Source organism: Evansella cellulosilytica DSM 2522 (genome assembly GCF_000177235.2).
In the GTDB taxonomy this organism is placed as follows: domain Bacteria; phylum Bacillota; class Bacilli; order Bacillales; family Salisediminibacteriaceae; genus Evansella; species Evansella cellulosilytica.
Genome location: NC_014829.1, coordinates 2,845,324 through 2,862,589 on the forward strand (window position 1 = coordinate 2,845,324; position 17,266 = coordinate 2,862,589).

A 17,266-nucleotide genomic window follows, 5' to 3' on the forward strand; every position below is an offset into this window, starting at 1 on the left:
TTTTACTCCTCCTTCTCCCTTTTAATCATAAGTATTAACTCCTCTTCCTTCACATCAAGACGATTTGCCTCCTGGACAAGATCTTTCACTAATTTTACTAAAGTGTTACTTTTGCGTTTATTTAAAATCATTTCTTTTGCTTCAGAAGAAACAAACATTCCTAATCCCCGCCTCTTGTATAAAATACGTTCATCAACTAGCATAGTTAACCCCTTTGCTGCAGTTGCTGGATTAATAGTGAACATCTCTGCAAGTTGATATTGTGAATAAACTTTATCATCCACTTTAAAGCTCCCTGCCAATATTTCCGCCTCTAGCCATTCAGCAATTTGAATATAAATTGGCTTATTACTATCGTTTTGGATCTTCATCCCTTCACCTCCACCGAGCAACACTTAAATAGTGCATTACTGTTGTAATGTAGTATATAATAAATCAATAACATTGGCAATGCAGTTAGTATATTTTTCTTAAACTTTTTTCCTCTCAACATATTTGTCAGTAATTTTCATACGCCATGGCTCAAAAAAAAGAGTGAACCATGATTTTGTAATTGCATAAAAAAAGAGACTCAATAGGTAAAATCAACCTTTTGAGTCTCCTTCATTTGTTACCCACCAATGATTGCCCGAAATAAATTAGTCGTTTCACCTGATGGATAAATAATATATAGCATAAAATATACTGCGATACCAGTTCCGGCGGAAATAAACCAAATAACTGATGTCAATGGGCCTAACTTTCGGTGTCGTTTCAAATTATTTTTATACCCTGTTATTAATGTTACAATTCCTAGAACTGCTGCAAGTGTCGCTAGGATGATATGAATAATAAGAAAAATAGTATAAAATAGTGCGACATTTTCCGGTCCGCCAAATGATGTACTACCAATAAAAAACGTTTTACTTAAATAAGTAATAAAAAACACTGTTGCTAAAACCGCAGCCCAAAACATTGCTTTTTTATGAGCATCCACTTTGCGCTTTGCGATAAGATACCAGCCAATGGCTACTGCAATGGCGCTTAAAGCAATGAATACAGTACTAATAAATGGTAAGAAAGTTGCCAAGTCAATCTATCCTTTCCTTTAGGTCTTATCCAATTATATATGGAATAAGAAGAAGAAATCAAAAATTTACTGTCTACAAATGAATATTTTCATGTATTAGTGATAAAAGATTTAACCAAAAAATACCCTCGTGGCATTTCGCCAGACGAGGGTATCTTTCGATAAAGCCTACATTATACTACCATTTTCTTACTCCTATTAGAAGCATTAACGTAGCTACAGTTAATATAGCAATTAATACTCCAGTCCATATCATAATATTTGTCCAGCCGTTCCCGCGTTCATTTAAGTGCATAAAAACATATAACTGAAGAACGACTTGGATTACTGCTAGCAATAATATGAATGGTATTGCAAACGTAGCGGGAATTGCATCACTTGCAATAGATATAAACGCCATTGACGTTAAAAAGATCATAAATACGAAAGATATTAGTTGCTTTCTCATTTCATATTTTAGTTTACGCTTCGTTTTTTTCGAAGGAGTACCTGTTAACGGTGCGCTTGGGTCCATACCATGTTGTCCCATACGATCAACCTCCTATTCCCATAAGATATACTACGGAGAAGATAAACACCCAAACAACATCAATAAAGTGCCAATATAAAACCGCAGTATAAAACTTAGGAGCATTTGTTAACGTTAAGCCTGACTTACGGTAGCGAATAATGAGCGTTGTAATCCAACCAATACCAAAGGCAACGTGCGCACCATGTGTTCCAACTAAAGTATAGAACGAAGATGCAAAGGCACTAGTTGAATATCCTAAGCCTTTGTGATAGTAATCATAAAACTCATAGATCTCCATACCTAAGAATGCAAGACCTAATAAAACTGTCACTGACATCCAAGCAAGTAGTCCTTTGAAATTTCCTTTTTTCATCGAGATAACAGCAAATACACTAGTCAAACTACTTGTTAAAAGGATCATTGTCATAATAAATACAAGATCTAAATGGAACAAGTCACTAGGTCCTGGTCCATTCATTGTTCCTCCACGTAACCCTAAATAAGTTCCGAAGAGACTAGCAAATAAGACGGTTTCGCCTCCAAGGAAGAACCAGAAACCCATAAATTTATTACGACCTTCTAGTGTTGCTTTTTCAGGATTTGGAGGTAAGGTGTGTTGATCAACAGTTTTTTCTGCCATTTTACCTATCCTCCTTATTGTGGTTTAACACTTCATCTTTTGGAATATGATAGCCATGATCTTCCTTAATGGAACGAACAAACATCGCACCAAATGTAACACCAAGACCGACTACAATGAGCCACCAAACAGAATCAAGATAAATAACACCAAAGCTAGCTATTGTCAATCCTAATGATATAAAAATAGGTAAGATTGAACCGTTTGGCATATGGATATCTCCTAATGGTTCAGCAGCTTTCATCTTCCCATCACCTTCATACTTTTCATACCACAATGCATCTACATCACGAACAAGTGGTGTTTGTGCAAAATTGTATTCTGGTGTAGGGGTTGGCATTGTCCACTCAAGGGTACGACCGTCCCATGGGTCAGCAACAGTAACTTTATTTTTTCTAGAAGTAAAGATACTTATTACGAAAATAATGAAAGCAATTCCCATTAAAAATGCACCAATAGTACTAATGAAATTCATCTGATCAAACCCTTGACCAGGTAGGTATGATGCTACACGTCTTTGCATTCCAATTAATCCCAGGAAATGCTGCACAAAGAACGTTAAGTGGAAGCCTATTAAGAACATCCAGAAAAATATTTTCCCCATTTTTTCATCAAGCTTGTATCCAAACATTCTTGGCCACCAGTAATAAGCACCCGCAAATAGCCCTAATACTACACCACCAATAATAACGTAATGGAAGTGGGCTACAACAAAGTAAGTATCATGGAATTGATAGTTTGCTGCACTCGTCGCTAGCATAACACCCGTTACCCCACCCATTACGAAGGAAGGAATGAATGCTAAAGCGAAAAGATTAGCGGTTGTAAACTGTATACGGCCACCCCATAGAGTTAATAGCCAGTTGAATATTTTAATACCCGTTGGTACGGCAATTGCCATAGTCGCTACTGCGAAGATCGAGTTAGCTACTGGCCCCATTCCCACTGTAAACATATGGTGAGCCCATACCATAAAACCTAAAAACCCTATAATTAATGTTGCAAATACCATTGCTGAATAACCAAACAATCTTTTTTTCGAGAAGGTTGCGATAACCTCCGAGAAAATACCAAATGCTGGTAAGATTAAAATATATACTTCTGGATGCCCAAATATCCAGAATAAATGTTGCCAAATAACAACGTTTCCACCGAAATCAACGGAGAAAAATTGTCCCCCAAAAACTCTTTCAAGCATCAATAGGAGTAAACCTACAGTTAATGCAGGGAATGCGAAAAGAATGAGCATGGAAGCTACAAATGAGCTCCAAGTAAATAGTGGCATTCTCATCATACTCATACCAGGTGCACGCATGTTTATAATCGTAACTAGGAAATTTATCCCCCCGATTAAAGTACCTGCACCACTCACTTGAAGTCCTAACACGTAATAGTCTAATCCAGTTCCTGGTGATTCACTTGATAATGGCACATATGCTGTCCATCCAGCATCAGGTGCTCCACCTACAAACCAACTTACATTTAATATAATACCCCCAAATAGAAACAACCAAAACCCTAATGAGTTTAGGAATGGAAATGCGACATCACGAGCTCCTATTTGTAGTGGAATGATATAATTCATAAAACCAAATAATAGCGGCATCGCTGCCAAGAATATCATCGTTGTACCGTGCATCGTTAACAATTCGTTAAATGTTTGTGCCGGTAGAAAGGTAAACTCTGGAAACATCAACTGAATACGCATTAATATCGCCTCTAAACCACCGAGAGCGAAGAAAAATGCACCTGCGACCAAATACATAATACCGATCTTTTTATGGTCAACAGTTGTCAGCCAATCCCAAAGTACACTTTTAGATTGAGCCTGAGCATTTGACACGTTGCTTTACCTCCTTAACCTACTTTTAGTCTAGTACTTTTAATGTGTTTAAGTATTCAATAAGTGCATCCATTTCTTCGTCTGAAATGATATCTTCAGAAAACCCAGGCATTGCATTACCAGGTTTTAAAGGACCAGGATCTCTAATCCAATCGTATAAATTTTGATGACCATCTACATCATCATAAGCTAAGTATCCAGCGATATTAGAGCGTTCACCAAAGTTTGTTAATACTGGCCCACCAGCAGGGTTACCGCCTTCTCCAGCTACAGCGTGACAGCTAATACAGCTTTGTTCGAAAACTTCACGACCATTTGCAGCTACTTCAGTTAGTTCTTCCTCTACATATGGTGGCTCTGCCATGTTATTAGCCCATTCTTCAAATGTATCCGGATCAACCGCAATTACTTTGAATTCCATTAACCAATGGGCAGGACCACATAGCTCAGTACATTTCCCGGCATAAACGCCTTCTTTGTCAGCTTGTATCCACATATCATTCGTAATACCCGGTACATTATCCTGCTTACCAGCAAGCGCAGGCACCCAGAATGAGTGGATAACATCGCTAGCTTCTAATTCAATGATTATTTTTGTATCAGTAGGAATGTACATGTCTTGACCAGCAACGATGTCATAGTCAGGATATTCAAACTCCCACCAAAATTGATGAGCGTGTACCCGAATCATCATTGATTCTTCCGTCTCTTCTGTATCAGCTAACGTAAAGGTTTCCATTACGTTTGGAATAGCTAAAATAAGTAATAAAATAATCGGAATCGTAGTCCAAATCACTTCTAGCGTTTTGTTACCGTGAACTTGCTTCGGAATATGTGTATCACCTGGTCGTTCTCGGAAACGAATCAGAACAAACACATAGATAGCAAAGACAACTACGATAACAAAAATCATAATATACAAGCTGAGACTAATTAATGAAAATTGTGCTTCTGCAACAGGTCCTTGTGGATCTAAAGCAGAAAGATTTTGTTTACCACAACCAGCCATCAGCAAGATGAAAGTGAATGGAAGTAGTCGCCATAAAAATTTCATCTCGTTACAAACCCCTCTTTCTATCATTTTAAGTTAAAACAAATGGACGATGACCATAAGCACAAAAAGCACAGTTAAATAATATAAAGAGTAAATAAACATATGCTTTGCCCATTTCAAGTCATCTTTGTACTTATAGCTAGCTAAGCCTAAAGCTAACCAGCCACCCCCTAGTATTACAGCTATAATTGTATATACAGTGCCAAAGTGTGCAACTGTGAGGGAGACAGGAATTAAAGCCGCAACATACCAATTGATTTGCCTTTTTGTTACTTTAAATCCAGCAACAACTGGTAGCATTGGTATACCTGCCCTTTTATACTCATCCACTCTTTTCATTGCTAGCGCAAGAAAATGTGGCGGCTGCCAAATAAACATGATTAAGAATAAAGACCATGCAACTGGACTTAATTCTGGTTGAATAGCTGCCCAACCTATTAAAGGTGGTACGGCACCTGGTATACTTCCAACAATTGTGTTTAATGTAGTCGTGCGTTTCGTCCACATACTATATAACACAACATAGGTTACAAGACCTATTAAACCGATAACCGCCGCTTCAAGCGTGGTCATTAGTAGCATTAGCATCCCTAAAGCTGAAACAACAAGTCCATAAGTCAAGGTTTGCTTCCCTGATAACTCCCCATTTACTGAAGGTCGATCTTTTGTGCGTTCCATTAAATGGTCAATATCTCTATCAATATAATTATTTAATGCACACGCTCCAGCCATCACAAAGGCTGATCCAGCCAATACGAGTAGCGTTGTTAACGGCTGATGAAAAATAGTTGTTCCTGTATAAGACGCTGCTAAAAATAAACCAGTAAATGTCGTGATTAAATTTGATTTTACAATCCCCGTTTTAGAAACTCCCAAATAAGTTCTCCACGTTACTTTATTCTCTTTTTTCTCAACATTAGAATTAGCTTCTCGCTCCATCATTTCTGTTGACGCCAGTGTACTTGACTTGTTCACTTGTTCACCCCCCTATTACCTTACTCATATCAAATCATGAATCGATGTATAAGTCTAACAATCTGCATAAGAAAAACGAGCATATCTTTCTATAAAATATGTACTAATTAATTTTTAATTAATATAATCACTTTATAGAGCATGCTTTATACAAAATTATCAACTTATATAAAAGAAATTACTATTGTGTTTTACATTACAATAATAATCATGATAAATAGTAAAATACTATTCACAAATTCATTTTACCATAATCACTATACCAATATTAATAATCTTTTCAAGAAAAATATACAAACATACACAATTTTTATATTTACAATTTTTTCTTATCTATCCTAGAAGTAAATAAGAACAGATAAATTGACGGGTTTGGCAAGTTCAATTACAATGATATCTGAGCATTTTAATATATTTATTTTTGCTCATTTATGTTTACGTGTTCACAAAATCAATTATTATCTCGATAAAACATTATATATTTTTTATTTTAGAAAGTCGGTGAAGTAGTGAAAAATATCGGTTTGAAAATATTTGGAATTATTACTACCCTTGGAATGATTATTGTACTCATTCAAGGTGTTTTAGTAACGCAAACAGGTTCTGGGGACGCCTGTGGCGCTGAGTGGCCATTGTGCCTCGGACAAGTTTTTCCCGAGTCACCCACAGTGCAAACGTTAATTGAATATACTCATCGCGTAGTTTCTGGTTTACTCGGAATCATGGTTATCATTTTATCTATTTGGAGTTGGAAAAAGTTACATCATTTAAGAGAGACGAAGTTTTTTGCGATTATGGCAGTAACATTTATCGTTTTTCAAGGGCTACTAGGGGCTGCAGCGGTTGTATGGGGACAATCAAATGCGGTGATGGCATTACACTTTGGTTTCTCGTTAATTTCATTCGCAAGTGTGCTTCTATTAACTGTTTTAGCATTTGAAAATAATTACCCTAAATCATATACACAACCAGTAATCACAGCTGGTGTTAGAAATTATATATATTTCGTTTTAACTTACCTTTATATCGTTGTATACACTGGAGCTTTCGTAAAACATACTGGATCAAGCGCTGCTTGTGATGGGTGGCCATTATGTAACGGTCAAGTAATTCCAGACTTAGGGAATGATTTAGTAGCTATTCAGTTCTTTCACCGATTATTTGCCGGTCTGTTATTTTTTGTTATTTTAATTATGGCTTACAAGCTTCATCGTGATTATCGTAACGAAAAAACATTGTATTTAAGTGGAATCGTAAGTCTCCTCTTTGTTTTAGTACAAGTAATAAGTGGCGCCATTGTCGTTTTTACAGGGTTTACTTTAGGATCTACTATTTTCCACGCATTTTTTATTAGTTTACTTTTTGCAGTAGTGAGCTACACTGCCTTGCTAGCAAATAGAGCCAAAATAAAAGATTAAAGTATAATCAATGAAAAAGGATAAAGGATGATGCAGAAGGTAAAATATATACCTTTGCATCATCCTTTTTGTGTAAAATCAATATTTCTGGATTCTATTTTACTCTCCTAAGAAAGAGCGGAGCATCCATAAATGTTTTTCAACTGATTGTCTAATTCCAATTAACATGTCTGCTGTACCTTCATCTTCTAATTCACCATCTAAAACTTCAATATCTGAAGAAAGCTCCTTTGCAAGTGCTTCAAAATCATTTGCTAAAGTCTTCACCATGTCCTCTGAAGCTCTTTCCCCTTGAGCTTCATTAACAGTTGCTACTTCTAAATATTCTTTCATCGTTGCAACTGGTTCCCCATTTAGTGTTAATAAGCGCTCAGCTAACTCATCAATGTGCTCAGCTGCTTCATTATATAGTTCCTCGAATTTTTCATGGAGTTTAAAGAAGTTAACGCCTTTTACATACCAGTGATAATTGTGTAGCTTTACAAATAAAACGTTCCAGTTTGCTACTTGTCGATTTAGAATTTCTGCTGTTTTTTCGTGTGCCATGTAGATCAACTCCCAAGATAATTTTTGTATAGTCTTATATCCCCTAAAAAGCTGTTTAATAAACAAACTTTCTTCTGCCTATTATAAGTTAAGCAAAAAAATAAACAACATTAAACCTTATTTAGACACAAAACTGTTACAAACTAAAAAGAGATATTACCCGATTATGTTCTCCATTTTCAATAATTTTATTTTAACTTTGTCTCTTGTTAACATATTGGTTTTTTGGTATACAAAAAACCAAACCGTTTGACGTTTGGTTTCCGTAAAAGATATTTTATTTTTTAGTAGAAGCATCGTGGAGGGCTGTTAATTGTCTCTCTAATTGATCTAACAGCTCTTTCCCTTCTTCCTCTTGTACTAAGTTTAGCCGAATAGCAAAATCAATCTCGCGTGATAAACCGAACATTTGTGTATCTAAAACTTCCTCATATAGAGGACATTGCGGCATCGTTAAATTAGCCATCTGCACTTCAATAAGTTTTAGTATTTTTTGAGCATCTTCCTTAAGAAGGGCATATGCTTTTTCGCTCTGTCCGGATAGGGTTTCAACTGACAACGGAATCCCTCCTCCTGTTTTGTAAAGACTCTTACTTCTTATCTTATCTTTTCCCCTCCAAAAATGCAATATATATAACACTACTAATCCATACAATGTTTAACAACAAGAAAACGTAATAAAAGCTTCTCGAAGCTGCTATTACGTTTAATATATGTTTTTTATCTATTCAAAAAATACTTAAATGATAACGTTTTGAAACCGATTCAAGTATACGCATTCCCGCAATACTATTTCCTTTTTCATCAAGGGCAGGTCCATATATTCCAATACCTAAACCATTTGGTATTGATGCCATTATCCCTCCTGAAACTCCACTTTTTGCCGGGAAACCAACACGAATAGCAAATTCTCCTGATGCATTATACATTCCACAAGTAATCGAATCAATTTCATAATTCACTTTTATAAAAAAGCCAACACTTTCAGAATTAATAGTTATATCGTTTTTTAAATCAGTTACTTTAAATTTGTGTTGATTTCCTCTTAAGGATACTCGCTTGCCGCGGGCAACGCTTCAGCTTCCTCGGGAAACCCACCCTGCGGGATCTTCAGCTGTTGCTTTTCCCGCAGGCGTCTCGTACCTTCAGCTCCAATCAACGCTGTTTTAAAATAACATTGGTCCTTTTACAAAAGGATTAAGCTGCTACTGAATTCATTGAATATTGTTTTTGAGCAAGTCTCATGCTAGCTAATTTCATTCCATTGTACACCATGGTAACCAAATCAAAATGGACTTTAGCTCGTTTTCCTGTTCGATATCTTACATTGTTCAACTGAAAGAATTCTTTTAGGTATCCAATGACCCTTTCAACGGAACTCCGTTCCTTAAATCTATCTTTCCAGGCAACTGAACCGCGTGCGGGTGCACTGTACCGGCGTAAATCCGACTCTATTTTTATCTTGTAGACCTTTTGGCATAATGTATCTTCAGCTAGAGGACAATCCCTACACTCTTTTGGACGTGTGTATTTTAAGGTTTGGTATTTTTATCAAAGCTATCGTATCGATAGGAATGTTCCCTTACACACGTTGGAGCGAAATTTTCATCAAACCCAATTGGCTCTGATTCATTTTTTTGTTATAAGCAATGATGGAATATCCTTTCATTCGATGGACTTGTTCATAGATTGCATCGTAATCATATCCTGCATCCATTAGTGCATAGATCATCCTAAGTTCCGAAAAGTTTCTCTCTATTCCTTTTAATAAAGGTATAGCAGCTTTACCATCGTTTAGCCTACCTGAGGAAATCATTGAATGAAGAATAAACTGAGTTTTGGTATCAACAGCTAAATGACCTTTATAACCAAACCAAAACACATTTTTCCCTTCACTATTTTTCTTCACGCCCCATGTAGGATGAAGTGGCATTTGATCATGAAGTTCATCGTAAGAAACGTCTAGTTGATCTTCAATTTTCTTTTCAAAAATAGACAAGGGTGCTTCCTTAGCTTCTTTCTCTTTTAACCATTGTTCATGTTCGGCCTTTGATTTACGCCCACGTTTCTTTGGCTCAGACTTTGGTTTCTCTTCTTTTTTTGAAGGAGCCTGATCTCTCGCCTCGAAGTGACCAGAGTCAATCGCAATATTAGGATCTGTAATATATTCTTCGTTGATTGCATCAGTTATTATTTGAGAGTTTACCTCTTCAAGAATGTCTGTATCTTTAATTTTTGTAATCATCCTTGAAAATGAAGCTTCAGAAGGGACTGGATCAGATATCAAAAAGCCACAGTCCAGCTTAAACTTAAGGTCGGTGTTTAAACGTTCAACTAGGAGTTGCATCTCGGGAATTCTCTCAACAAGCCTCACCACGAGTGCTTGAATCATTGCAGGATAGTTTAATTCTACAGGTCTACCTAAATTAGATCTTTTCACTACGATAGTGAGGATGGGATGAATATCAATCGCTGAAAAAATCTCATCATAACGTTGGGTAGGTTCTAAGTCAAATAAAATTTGCATGCTAAAAAGGCTCTCTTGTCGTACAATAGACATAAGGGGCTTCCTCCCATTCGAATTGGTTTGTTCGTCACTTACTAAATTCGACATTTGGGGAGGTACTCCTTTTTTCATGTTCTGAAACCCTTGGCCCATAAGGGCCAATAATTATGAAATTGATTCAATCATAAAAGTTTTTAATATCTGACAAATATTCTTTGGAATAATCGGTTCACCTTTATCAACGCAAATACCATTATTTGCTATAACATAACCAATTTTTGCAAGCTGACTACAATTCACTTCTATTGCACATTGCTTCGTGTAAAGCTCTAATAACTGTTCAACAGAATCATCAATAACTCCATGCTGTTTCATAAAATAACAAAGTGAACGATTTAAATATGCAGTATTAAATTCTGACCTTGCTACCTCTTCATTATACGTAATAGAACCGTCACCAGTAATCGTCTGTATAAAAGATAATAATCTGTCTAGTTTATCTGCAACTGTTTTTCCTTTTATCATCGAAGTCACTGCTAAGGCGCCAGCATTAATCATTGGATTTAATGGTTTTGATGGGGAGTGTGTTTCTAGCTTAATCATGGAATTATAAGGATCACCAGTTGGTTCCATTCCTACTTTTGAAAAAACCTCTTCCTCACTTCGGTCCATCAAAGCTAATGCAAGGGCGATGACTTTTGATATACTTTGTAATGTAAACGTTTCGTCAGTGTTTCCTGCTGTCATACATGTCGTATTACCGGTATAAATTGCTAATGATAGGGCATTTGGATTCGCCTTCTCTAATGCTGGGATGTAGTTGGCAACCTTCCCCTTTTCACTTAATTGTTTTGCATCTTTTATTAATGAATCAAGTACAGCTTGATCGTCACAGATCAACACATATTCCACCTTCCTATTGTTTAAAAGTGACAAAGAAAAAAATCACCTTTATACTATAAACAAGTATAATTTTACTCTTTATCATTGTTTCCGAATGAAAAGGGGAATATTTAAGGGCACTGAAAAAGTGGTGTTCTTTCACTTTTTCAGTGCCCTCAATATTTCTTTACGGTAGATTTTTTCCAAACTTAGTAAAAATTGATACATTCTATATGAGTAAGGAGTTGTCCAATGGTATTTCTAATAACAGGAAACGTCAAACATACAATTACAATTGACCCGGGCGTTTGGATTTTTGACGAAAGAAAGGTTGATTTGGCTACATACTTTTCTGAGGACCAAATTAGCACACAAGAGCAAGAATTAATGGCTCTAGGAAAAACTTGGGATATGCATCGTAAGGAAGGTGCCAATGCCCTTCAAAAGGGAAATGGAAATGCTATAACAGTGAGTAAAAAAGACTTAACAGAAAAGTCTTTCGGAATTCCAATTCTTCCTTTTTTATCGAACGCAATTCCAAACGGTAATGCGGAGAAAGTAATTTTCAAGAGGGCTGATAAGGAAGACTTTATATGTTCAATGAAAGAAGCAGAAACAGCTATCCTTGGCTTTTCTTCTCATGGACAGCCATTAAAGGAAAATGGTCCAGTACATTTTTACTATGGTGATGGTACTAATAAAGACAATCCAATTACCGATATTTATACTATTGAAGTTGTATAAGTAAAAGATACTCCATAAGGATAGAGGGAGACTCAAAAGGTTGATTTTTACCTACTGAGTCTCCCTTATGACTTTTACTTGCTTATGAAACGACTATTTTTATTACAGTAAGTCCGCTGCCATTTGTGCTAATCCAGACCTTTCACCTTTTTGAAGCTTTACATGTCCAGTCTCAGATAAATGTTTTAGCCTTTCTGTCACATAAGTTAGCCCGTTCGTATATTCATCCAAATATGGATGGTCAATTTGCTTTGGATCACCCATTAAAACAATTTTACTTCCTTCCCCTACCCTCGTAAGAATTGTTTTCACCTCATGTTTCGTTAAATTTTGGGCTTCATCAATGATAATAAACTGTTCCGGGATACTTCTTCCACGAATATAGGTCAATGCTTCCACTTGAATTGACCCCATACCAGCTAATATTTGCTCTAGTTCACCTGGCTTTTTCGTATTAAATAAATATTCTAAATTATCAAAAATTGGCTGCATCCACGGACGAAGCTTTTCTTCCTTCTCACCAGGCAGATACCCAATGTCCTTCCCAACCGGAACTACAGGTCGGGCAACTAGTAACTTTTTATACTTTTGAAGGTCTTCTGTTTGGTACAGCCCAGCAGCTAAAGACAATAATGTTTTTCCTGTACCAGCTTTACCTGCTAACGTTACTAGTGGAATATCATCTCTCGTTAACAATTCAAACGCCATTCTTTGTTGTACATTTCTTGCGCGGATACCCCATATTGGTTCCTCACTTGAAACGAAAGATTCCAGGTAATTCCCATCCTTGCTTGTCATCCCCAATGCTGACCGAGATGGATTCACTTCATCCTTCAATATAAAAAATTGATTGGGATAGCTATTACTTATAGGAGAATCCTTAATTAGTAGTTTTTTATTTTCAAATAATTCATCAATTTGTTTTGATTCTGAACTTAACTCCTTATAGCCTGTATACATTCGATCATATTGTACAACACGATCACTTAAAAAATCTTCTACATGAATACCTAGTGCATCTGCCTTTACTCTTAATAGTGCATCCTTACTTACTAAAGTTACTGTAATTCCCGACTGTTTTTCTTCTTCTTCAATCCTCATATTTAATGCAACAGCTAAAATGCGGTTATCATTCGTTCTTTCTAAAAAATGCTCTTTCATCTTCCCAAAAGATCGATGATTTAATTCCACTCGAAAAGTCCCACCATTAGTTAATTTGACACCAAGATGTAACTTCCCTTCCTCCCTTAGCTCATCAATTAACCGAGCAACATAACGAGCATTCCTCCCTATTTCATCCATATTTCTCTTTTTTGAGTCTACTTCCTCCAGTACAACAGCTGGAATAACTACTTCATTTTCATCAAAAGCATAGATCGCTAACGGATCTTGTAGTAGGACGTTCGTATCTAGAATATATCGTCGTGTACTCAATCTCTCGCCTCCTACAACCTTAATAATGATACAAGTATTTAATATTAATGTATGTACTCTCGAATAAAGATAGACTTTTAAACCAACAATACATACAAGAACATCAAAAAGTGAGGGATTTTTCTATGAAAAAAAGTTTATGCATTTTGTCCACATGTTTCATTCTTTTACTAACTGCTTGTCAGGCTCAGGATGATGTCAATAACGATCCAACCATTGAAGGGCAAGGTAGAGGTTACTCTGAAATGGATACTACAATGACAGCGACTGCTAACCACTTAGCTGAGTTAAGCTTACAAGTACCTGAAGTGAATCATGCTACAGCAATCGTCATCGGACCATATGCATTAGTAGGTATAGATGTAGATGGTAGGTTAGACCAATCAGATGTCGGTGCTGTAAAATACCAAGTAGCTGAAGCATTAGCTGATGACCCATATGGTGCACAAGCTGCAGTAACAGCTGATCCTGATTATTTAGCAAGAATAGATGAAATGCGTGTTGAGATTGGACAAGGAAGGCCAATCAATGCCATCATGGAAGAACTAGCAGGAATCATTGGCAGATTGATGCCTATTGTGCCTGGTCAAGAACATAGGATGAGTGAAGATCCTACAGATGTTAACGACGAACGCCTTCCATCTGGAAGACAAAACGAACTAGAAAACATTCAAGATGAACAGAGTAAAGGGAGAATGAATCAAAATAATTAACAATTTGACGAATACAAGCCAACTCCACTATGGAATTGGCTTGTATTTTATTACTATGCATTTTTCATTGCTTCCATGACTTGTGTATCTAATTTTTCAGCAGCTTCTTTATCATATATTTTTTCATATTTTGGACCTTCAGTGATTCTAGCGCCATAAAACATAACGTCTCGAACCTCAGTAATTTTAATTTCAATAAGCGCTAACTTAAGTGGAACTCCTTCAATTTTTTCTAACAGTATATGCGCGTTACCTGTTATTGCATATGTAGAACCTGCACCTATTAATGTTACAGTAACGATAGGCGATTTTCGAATGTTTTCTACAATACGGGATCGGTTATCTACAGCAAAGCGAATACTCTTTTTATCTTGTGCGTAAACCCACGATATTGCATTAATATTAGGGCCACCATTTTCATGATCAGTCGTTCCAAGCGTCACATATTGCTCTTTCCTTAAAATCGGTAATAATTCATCCGTTAATGTTGCTTCAACACGATTTGCCACGAAGTAATCCTCCCCTTCAATTTTTATGTTCAATTAATACTATACCTGTATTTCATTAAAGATAAAACTTGATCATCGTTACAATCATTTCTATTTCTATAAATGATATAAGAAGACTTGTTTCGCCTTAGTGTAAAAGCATGTTATAATGGTTGTCAATAATGAAAGAGATAATATGTATTAATTTTAGCTAGCTTAAACTTTATTGTGGATTTTCGCTTCAGGAATCTTCTTCAGCTAATGCTATTCTCGCTGGCGTGTAGCACCTTTCGTGAAAATCAACATGAGCCTTTAACAAAGCCAATTTTTTTAAAGCTAATATGAACTGTTTACTAAATAACTTTATTACTATTATTACTAAAATGATACCAAAGAATTCGAGGTGTAGTATGAGAGTAAAGTGCGTTTTATGTGACACTATTGAAAATATTGATGATTATTCTGTAACAGCAAAAAAGTTAAGAAACCGACCTATTCACACCTATATGTGCCAAACATGCTACTCTAGAATAGAAGATAGGACAAACGAACGAAAAGAAACGGGAAACTTTAAGAAATACACTAGCAAACAAAAAGAAGATCAATATATCCATTAACAAATGATAGGCGTTCTCGAATGTAAACAATACGCTCGGGGACGCCTTATCACTTTGCTAGGGCTTATCATGGTCAGCTTCTTGTTCAACTAATTCTGCCTTTTTATGACGCTTAAGTTGGACCTTATATACACTAAGTACAAGTGCAGCAACAAATAGTGATTCAACTATTGGTAAAGCAAATGCTAAAAAAGTAATAAGAATATTACCGATAAGCATGACAATATAAACGATAGCCATCTTAAGAATTGGTAGCTTTTTAGCAAAACCTAAGTTAAAAACTAAAACCGTTAATGCTGTAGTAATGAGATATATCACGGTGAAAGCAAAGAAGAAGTTTTCAGGATCTCCTGCTCCTAGCCACTCTGCGATTGGTGTTAAATTTGGATTGGGTTCTCTCTCTTGCAATGTTGCCAAATACATATTTTCACTCCTAATTTAGTCAAAGGTAAAATTGCAACTACATTATAGCATATTAAATCATATAAAAGCTTGTCGGAAATACATGATAGCGATTCGTATAGTACTTTCGAAAATTACAAGTATCCGTTACAATTATACTATGCTTATTCAAAAATAGGGGGCAATTACATGCAAACATTTAACTGGGTATTGTTTTCTTTAGCCATATTAGGGACTACAGGTTTACTAGGGATCGGTTTTGGCATCGCCATGCCTAATACTATAGTCATTATTTGTTCGATTATTTTGACTATTCTTTCCGTTGTGACTGGTTTCTCCTTAAAACGGAAAATGTACAATAAAGAAGAGGGATTGTCTAAATCCAACAGCTAAACACTTCCTTTTTATATGATTAGGAAAAAAATGAGCCCGAAGGTTTTACCTAAGGGCTCTTTTAGTATCTTTGTACTGACATTTATTTTTTTACAAGCTCCAAAAATTCATTATAAATGGATGGTGTTGCAGCCATAAAGGTTCCACTTTCTAAGAAATCTAGTGCATCACCATTATACCTAGAGGCTACTCCTCCAACTTCCTTTAATATAACCATACCAGCAGCAATATCCCAAGGTGCTAGAATAAAGCTTATATAACCATCTAATCTCCCTGATGCGACATATGCAATATCTAGTGCAGCAGAACCATATGACCTTGTCGCTCTGCATGCTTTTACAAGTTCTTCTAGTCGACGATCCTTCAAAATCCATCCGGCATTAAAGCTTAATATAGATTCCTGTAAAGGAACTTCTTTTAATTTATCCAGTTTTGTTCCATTTAAAAATGCTCCTTCCCCTTTAAGGGCAGAAAACATTTCTCCATTCATGACATCATATATGATACCTATCATACCTTCGCCTTCAATATAGACACCTACAGAAATAGCAAAAAATGTTTGTTGATGTACGAAATTGACTGTCCCATCAATCGGATCAATAATCCAAACAACACCAGATAAATCCTTAATCGCTTTATAAGAGCCTTCTTCACCTAATAAACGATGGTTAGTATAGTGGGTACTTATTTTACTTTTAAAAAATTCCTCAACACCTTTATCTACATCTGTCACTAAATCATTTTCATTCGCTTTTGTAGACACATCAAATGATTCACTCATTTTTTCTTTTATAAATTCTCCAGCTTCTCTTGTCCAATTTTTAGCTGTTTCAAATATTTCTTCCCATTTTACTTCAGACAATGATGATCACCAACCTCTTCATTCACAATTAAGTATACTTATATCATATTACAACCTATGATCGCAAATATGTGTCACTTAATTACAGTAAACGACAAAGGAGTGTTGCCTAACTAGGAAAACTTAGAAATACCGCCGTGAAGATAGTAGACACTCGTAAAGAAGTACG

19 protein-coding genes and 2 pseudogenes are annotated in these 17,266 nt (G+C 36.0%); 5 read left to right on the forward strand and 16 right to left on the reverse strand.

Annotated elements, in window-relative coordinates; genetic code table 11:
• Positions 1-2: 2 nt before the first annotated feature.
• The 7 genes from BCELL_RS13065 to cyoE all read right to left on the reverse strand — a co-directional run bounded on the left by BCELL_RS13065 (position 3) and on the right by cyoE (position 6,092).
• Positions 3-371, reverse strand: coding sequence for a GntR family transcriptional regulator (locus tag BCELL_RS13065; RefSeq protein ID WP_013489225.1), 369 nt, complete (start codon positions 369-371; stop codon positions 3-5).
• Between the two features lie 239 nt (positions 372-610).
• The gene (locus BCELL_RS13070; RefSeq protein WP_013489226.1) at positions 611-1,069 is read right to left on the reverse strand and encodes a DUF420 domain-containing protein; all 459 of its coding nucleotides are present in this window, start codon (positions 1,067-1,069) and stop codon (positions 611-613) included.
• A 178-nt stretch (positions 1,070-1,247) separates the two neighbouring features.
• Positions 1,248-1,598: a cytochrome C oxidase subunit IV family protein gene (locus BCELL_RS13075; protein WP_013489227.1), complete on the reverse strand. Its 351-nt coding sequence runs from the start codon at positions 1,596-1,598 to the stop codon at positions 1,248-1,250.
• A gap of 4 nt (positions 1,599-1,602) precedes the next feature.
• The gene (locus tag BCELL_RS13080) at positions 1,603-2,220 is read right to left on the reverse strand and encodes a cytochrome (ubi)quinol oxidase subunit III (protein WP_013489228.1); all 618 of its coding nucleotides are present in this window, start codon (positions 2,218-2,220) and stop codon (positions 1,603-1,605) included.
• A 1-nt stretch (position 2,221) separates the two neighbouring features.
• On the reverse strand, positions 2,222-4,063 hold the full coding sequence (ctaD, locus tag BCELL_RS13085; protein ID WP_013489229.1) for a cytochrome c oxidase subunit I: 1,842 nt from the start codon (positions 4,061-4,063) through the stop codon (positions 2,222-2,224).
• Between the two features lie 25 nt (positions 4,064-4,088).
• Positions 4,089-5,117, reverse strand: a complete 1,029-nt coding sequence (coxB, locus tag BCELL_RS13090) for a cytochrome c oxidase subunit II (protein ID WP_013489230.1) — start codon at positions 5,115-5,117, stop codon at positions 4,089-4,091.
• Positions 5,118-5,150: 33 nt separating this feature from the next.
• Positions 5,151-6,092, reverse strand: coding sequence for a heme o synthase (gene cyoE, locus BCELL_RS13095; RefSeq protein ID WP_013489231.1), 942 nt, complete (start codon positions 6,090-6,092; stop codon positions 5,151-5,153).
• A 509-nt stretch (positions 6,093-6,601) separates the two neighbouring features.
• On the opposite strand from cyoE, the gene BCELL_RS13100 reads away from it, so the two are divergent.
• Positions 6,602-7,510, forward strand: coding sequence for a COX15/CtaA family protein (locus BCELL_RS13100; protein ID WP_013489232.1), 909 nt, complete (start codon positions 6,602-6,604; stop codon positions 7,508-7,510).
• 99 nt (positions 7,511-7,609) lie between these two features.
• On the opposite strand, the gene BCELL_RS13105 is transcribed toward BCELL_RS13100, so the two are convergent.
• The 5 genes and pseudogenes from BCELL_RS13105 to glsA form a co-directional block, all read right to left on the reverse strand.
• On the reverse strand, positions 7,610-8,056 hold the full coding sequence (locus tag BCELL_RS13105) for a Dps family protein (RefSeq protein ID WP_013489233.1): 447 nt from the start codon (positions 8,054-8,056) through the stop codon (positions 7,610-7,612).
• Positions 8,057-8,333: 277 nt separating this feature from the next.
• Complete coding sequence (locus BCELL_RS13110; protein ID WP_013489234.1) at positions 8,334-8,615, reverse strand: Fpa/YlaN family protein; 282 nt, start codon at positions 8,613-8,615, stop codon at positions 8,334-8,336.
• A 169-nt stretch (positions 8,616-8,784) separates the two neighbouring features.
• Positions 8,785-8,997: pseudogene (locus BCELL_RS13115) on the reverse strand (glutaminase); the annotation flags it as partial.
• A 256-nt stretch (positions 8,998-9,253) separates the two neighbouring features.
• Positions 9,254-10,616, reverse strand: a pseudogene (locus tag BCELL_RS13120) (transposase).
• 111 nt (positions 10,617-10,727) lie between these two features.
• Complete coding sequence (gene glsA / locus BCELL_RS13125) at positions 10,728-11,462, reverse strand: glutaminase A (RefSeq protein ID WP_049786642.1); 735 nt, start codon at positions 11,460-11,462, stop codon at positions 10,728-10,730.
• 234 nt (positions 11,463-11,696) lie between these two features.
• Between glsA and BCELL_RS13130 the strand changes: the two genes are divergently transcribed.
• Complete coding sequence (locus tag BCELL_RS13130; protein WP_013489235.1) at positions 11,697-12,188, forward strand: hypothetical protein; 492 nt, start codon at positions 11,697-11,699, stop codon at positions 12,186-12,188.
• A 102-nt stretch (positions 12,189-12,290) separates the two neighbouring features.
• Here the strand turns inward: BCELL_RS13130 and BCELL_RS13135 are convergent, their stop codons facing one another.
• A complete protein-coding gene (locus BCELL_RS13135; protein ID WP_013489236.1) occupies positions 12,291-13,622 on the reverse strand; it encodes a PhoH family protein in 1,332 nt (443 codons plus the stop codon).
• Between the two features lie 125 nt (positions 13,623-13,747).
• Between BCELL_RS13135 and BCELL_RS13140 the strand changes: the two genes are divergently transcribed.
• On the forward strand, positions 13,748-14,335 hold the full coding sequence (locus BCELL_RS13140; protein WP_013489237.1) for a YhcN/YlaJ family sporulation lipoprotein: 588 nt from the start codon (positions 13,748-13,750) through the stop codon (positions 14,333-14,335).
• Positions 14,336-14,388: 53 nt separating this feature from the next.
• Here the strand turns inward: BCELL_RS13140 and BCELL_RS13145 are convergent, their stop codons facing one another.
• Positions 14,389-14,844, reverse strand: coding sequence for a pyridoxamine 5'-phosphate oxidase family protein (locus BCELL_RS13145; protein ID WP_013489238.1), 456 nt, complete (start codon positions 14,842-14,844; stop codon positions 14,389-14,391).
• A gap of 389 nt (positions 14,845-15,233) precedes the next feature.
• On the opposite strand from BCELL_RS13145, the gene BCELL_RS22165 reads away from it, so the two are divergent.
• Positions 15,234-15,440, forward strand: a complete 207-nt coding sequence (locus tag BCELL_RS22165) for a YlaI family protein (RefSeq protein ID WP_013489239.1) — start codon at positions 15,234-15,236, stop codon at positions 15,438-15,440.
• A gap of 57 nt (positions 15,441-15,497) precedes the next feature.
• On the opposite strand, the gene BCELL_RS13150 is transcribed toward BCELL_RS22165, so the two are convergent.
• On the reverse strand, positions 15,498-15,863 hold the full coding sequence (locus BCELL_RS13150) for a YlaH-like family protein (RefSeq protein WP_013489240.1): 366 nt from the start codon (positions 15,861-15,863) through the stop codon (positions 15,498-15,500).
• A 168-nt stretch (positions 15,864-16,031) separates the two neighbouring features.
• Here BCELL_RS13150 and BCELL_RS13155 point away from each other — a divergent pair, with 168 nt between their 5' ends.
• Positions 16,032-16,235 carry a DUF5325 family protein gene (locus BCELL_RS13155; RefSeq protein WP_013489241.1) on the forward strand — a complete coding sequence of 68 codons (204 nt, stop codon included), beginning with the start codon at positions 16,032-16,034 and terminating at the stop codon, positions 16,233-16,235.
• A gap of 82 nt (positions 16,236-16,317) precedes the next feature.
• Here the strand turns inward: BCELL_RS13155 and BCELL_RS13160 are convergent, their stop codons facing one another.
• Positions 16,318-17,097, reverse strand: coding sequence for an inositol monophosphatase family protein (locus tag BCELL_RS13160; RefSeq protein WP_013489242.1), 780 nt, complete (start codon positions 17,095-17,097; stop codon positions 16,318-16,320).
• Positions 17,098-17,266 lie beyond the last annotated feature (169 nt).

What these genes read in the sequence shown, in the direction of transcription:
- BCELL_RS13065 (WP_013489225.1), bottom strand. Translation starts at nt 371, where the DNA reads ATGAAGATCCAAAACGATAGTAATAAGCCAATTTATATTCAAATTGCT.
- BCELL_RS13075 (WP_013489227.1), bottom strand. Translation starts at nt 1,598, where the DNA reads ATGGGACAACATGGTATGGACCCAAGCGCACCGTTAACAGGTACTCCT.
- BCELL_RS13080 (WP_013489228.1), bottom strand. Translation starts at nt 2,220, where the DNA reads ATGGCAGAAAAAACTGTTGATCAACACACCTTACCTCCAAATCCTGAA.
- coxB (WP_013489230.1), bottom strand. Translation starts at nt 5,117, where the DNA reads ATGAAATTTTTATGGCGACTACTTCCATTCACTTTCATCTTGCTGATG.
- BCELL_RS13105 (WP_013489233.1), bottom strand. Translation starts at nt 8,056, where the DNA reads ATGGCACACGAAAAAACAGCAGAAATTCTAAATCGACAAGTAGCAAAC.
- BCELL_RS13130 (WP_013489235.1), top strand. Translation starts at nt 11,697, where the DNA reads ATGGTATTTCTAATAACAGGAAACGTCAAACATACAATTACAATTGAC.
- BCELL_RS13140 (WP_013489237.1), top strand. Translation starts at nt 13,748, where the DNA reads ATGAAAAAAAGTTTATGCATTTTGTCCACATGTTTCATTCTTTTACTA.
- BCELL_RS22165 (WP_013489239.1), top strand. Translation starts at nt 15,234, where the DNA reads ATGAGAGTAAAGTGCGTTTTATGTGACACTATTGAAAATATTGATGAT.
- BCELL_RS13150 (WP_013489240.1), bottom strand. Translation starts at nt 15,863, where the DNA reads ATGTATTTGGCAACATTGCAAGAGAGAGAACCCAATCCAAATTTAACA.
- BCELL_RS13155 (WP_013489241.1), top strand. Translation starts at nt 16,032, where the DNA reads ATGCAAACATTTAACTGGGTATTGTTTTCTTTAGCCATATTAGGGACT.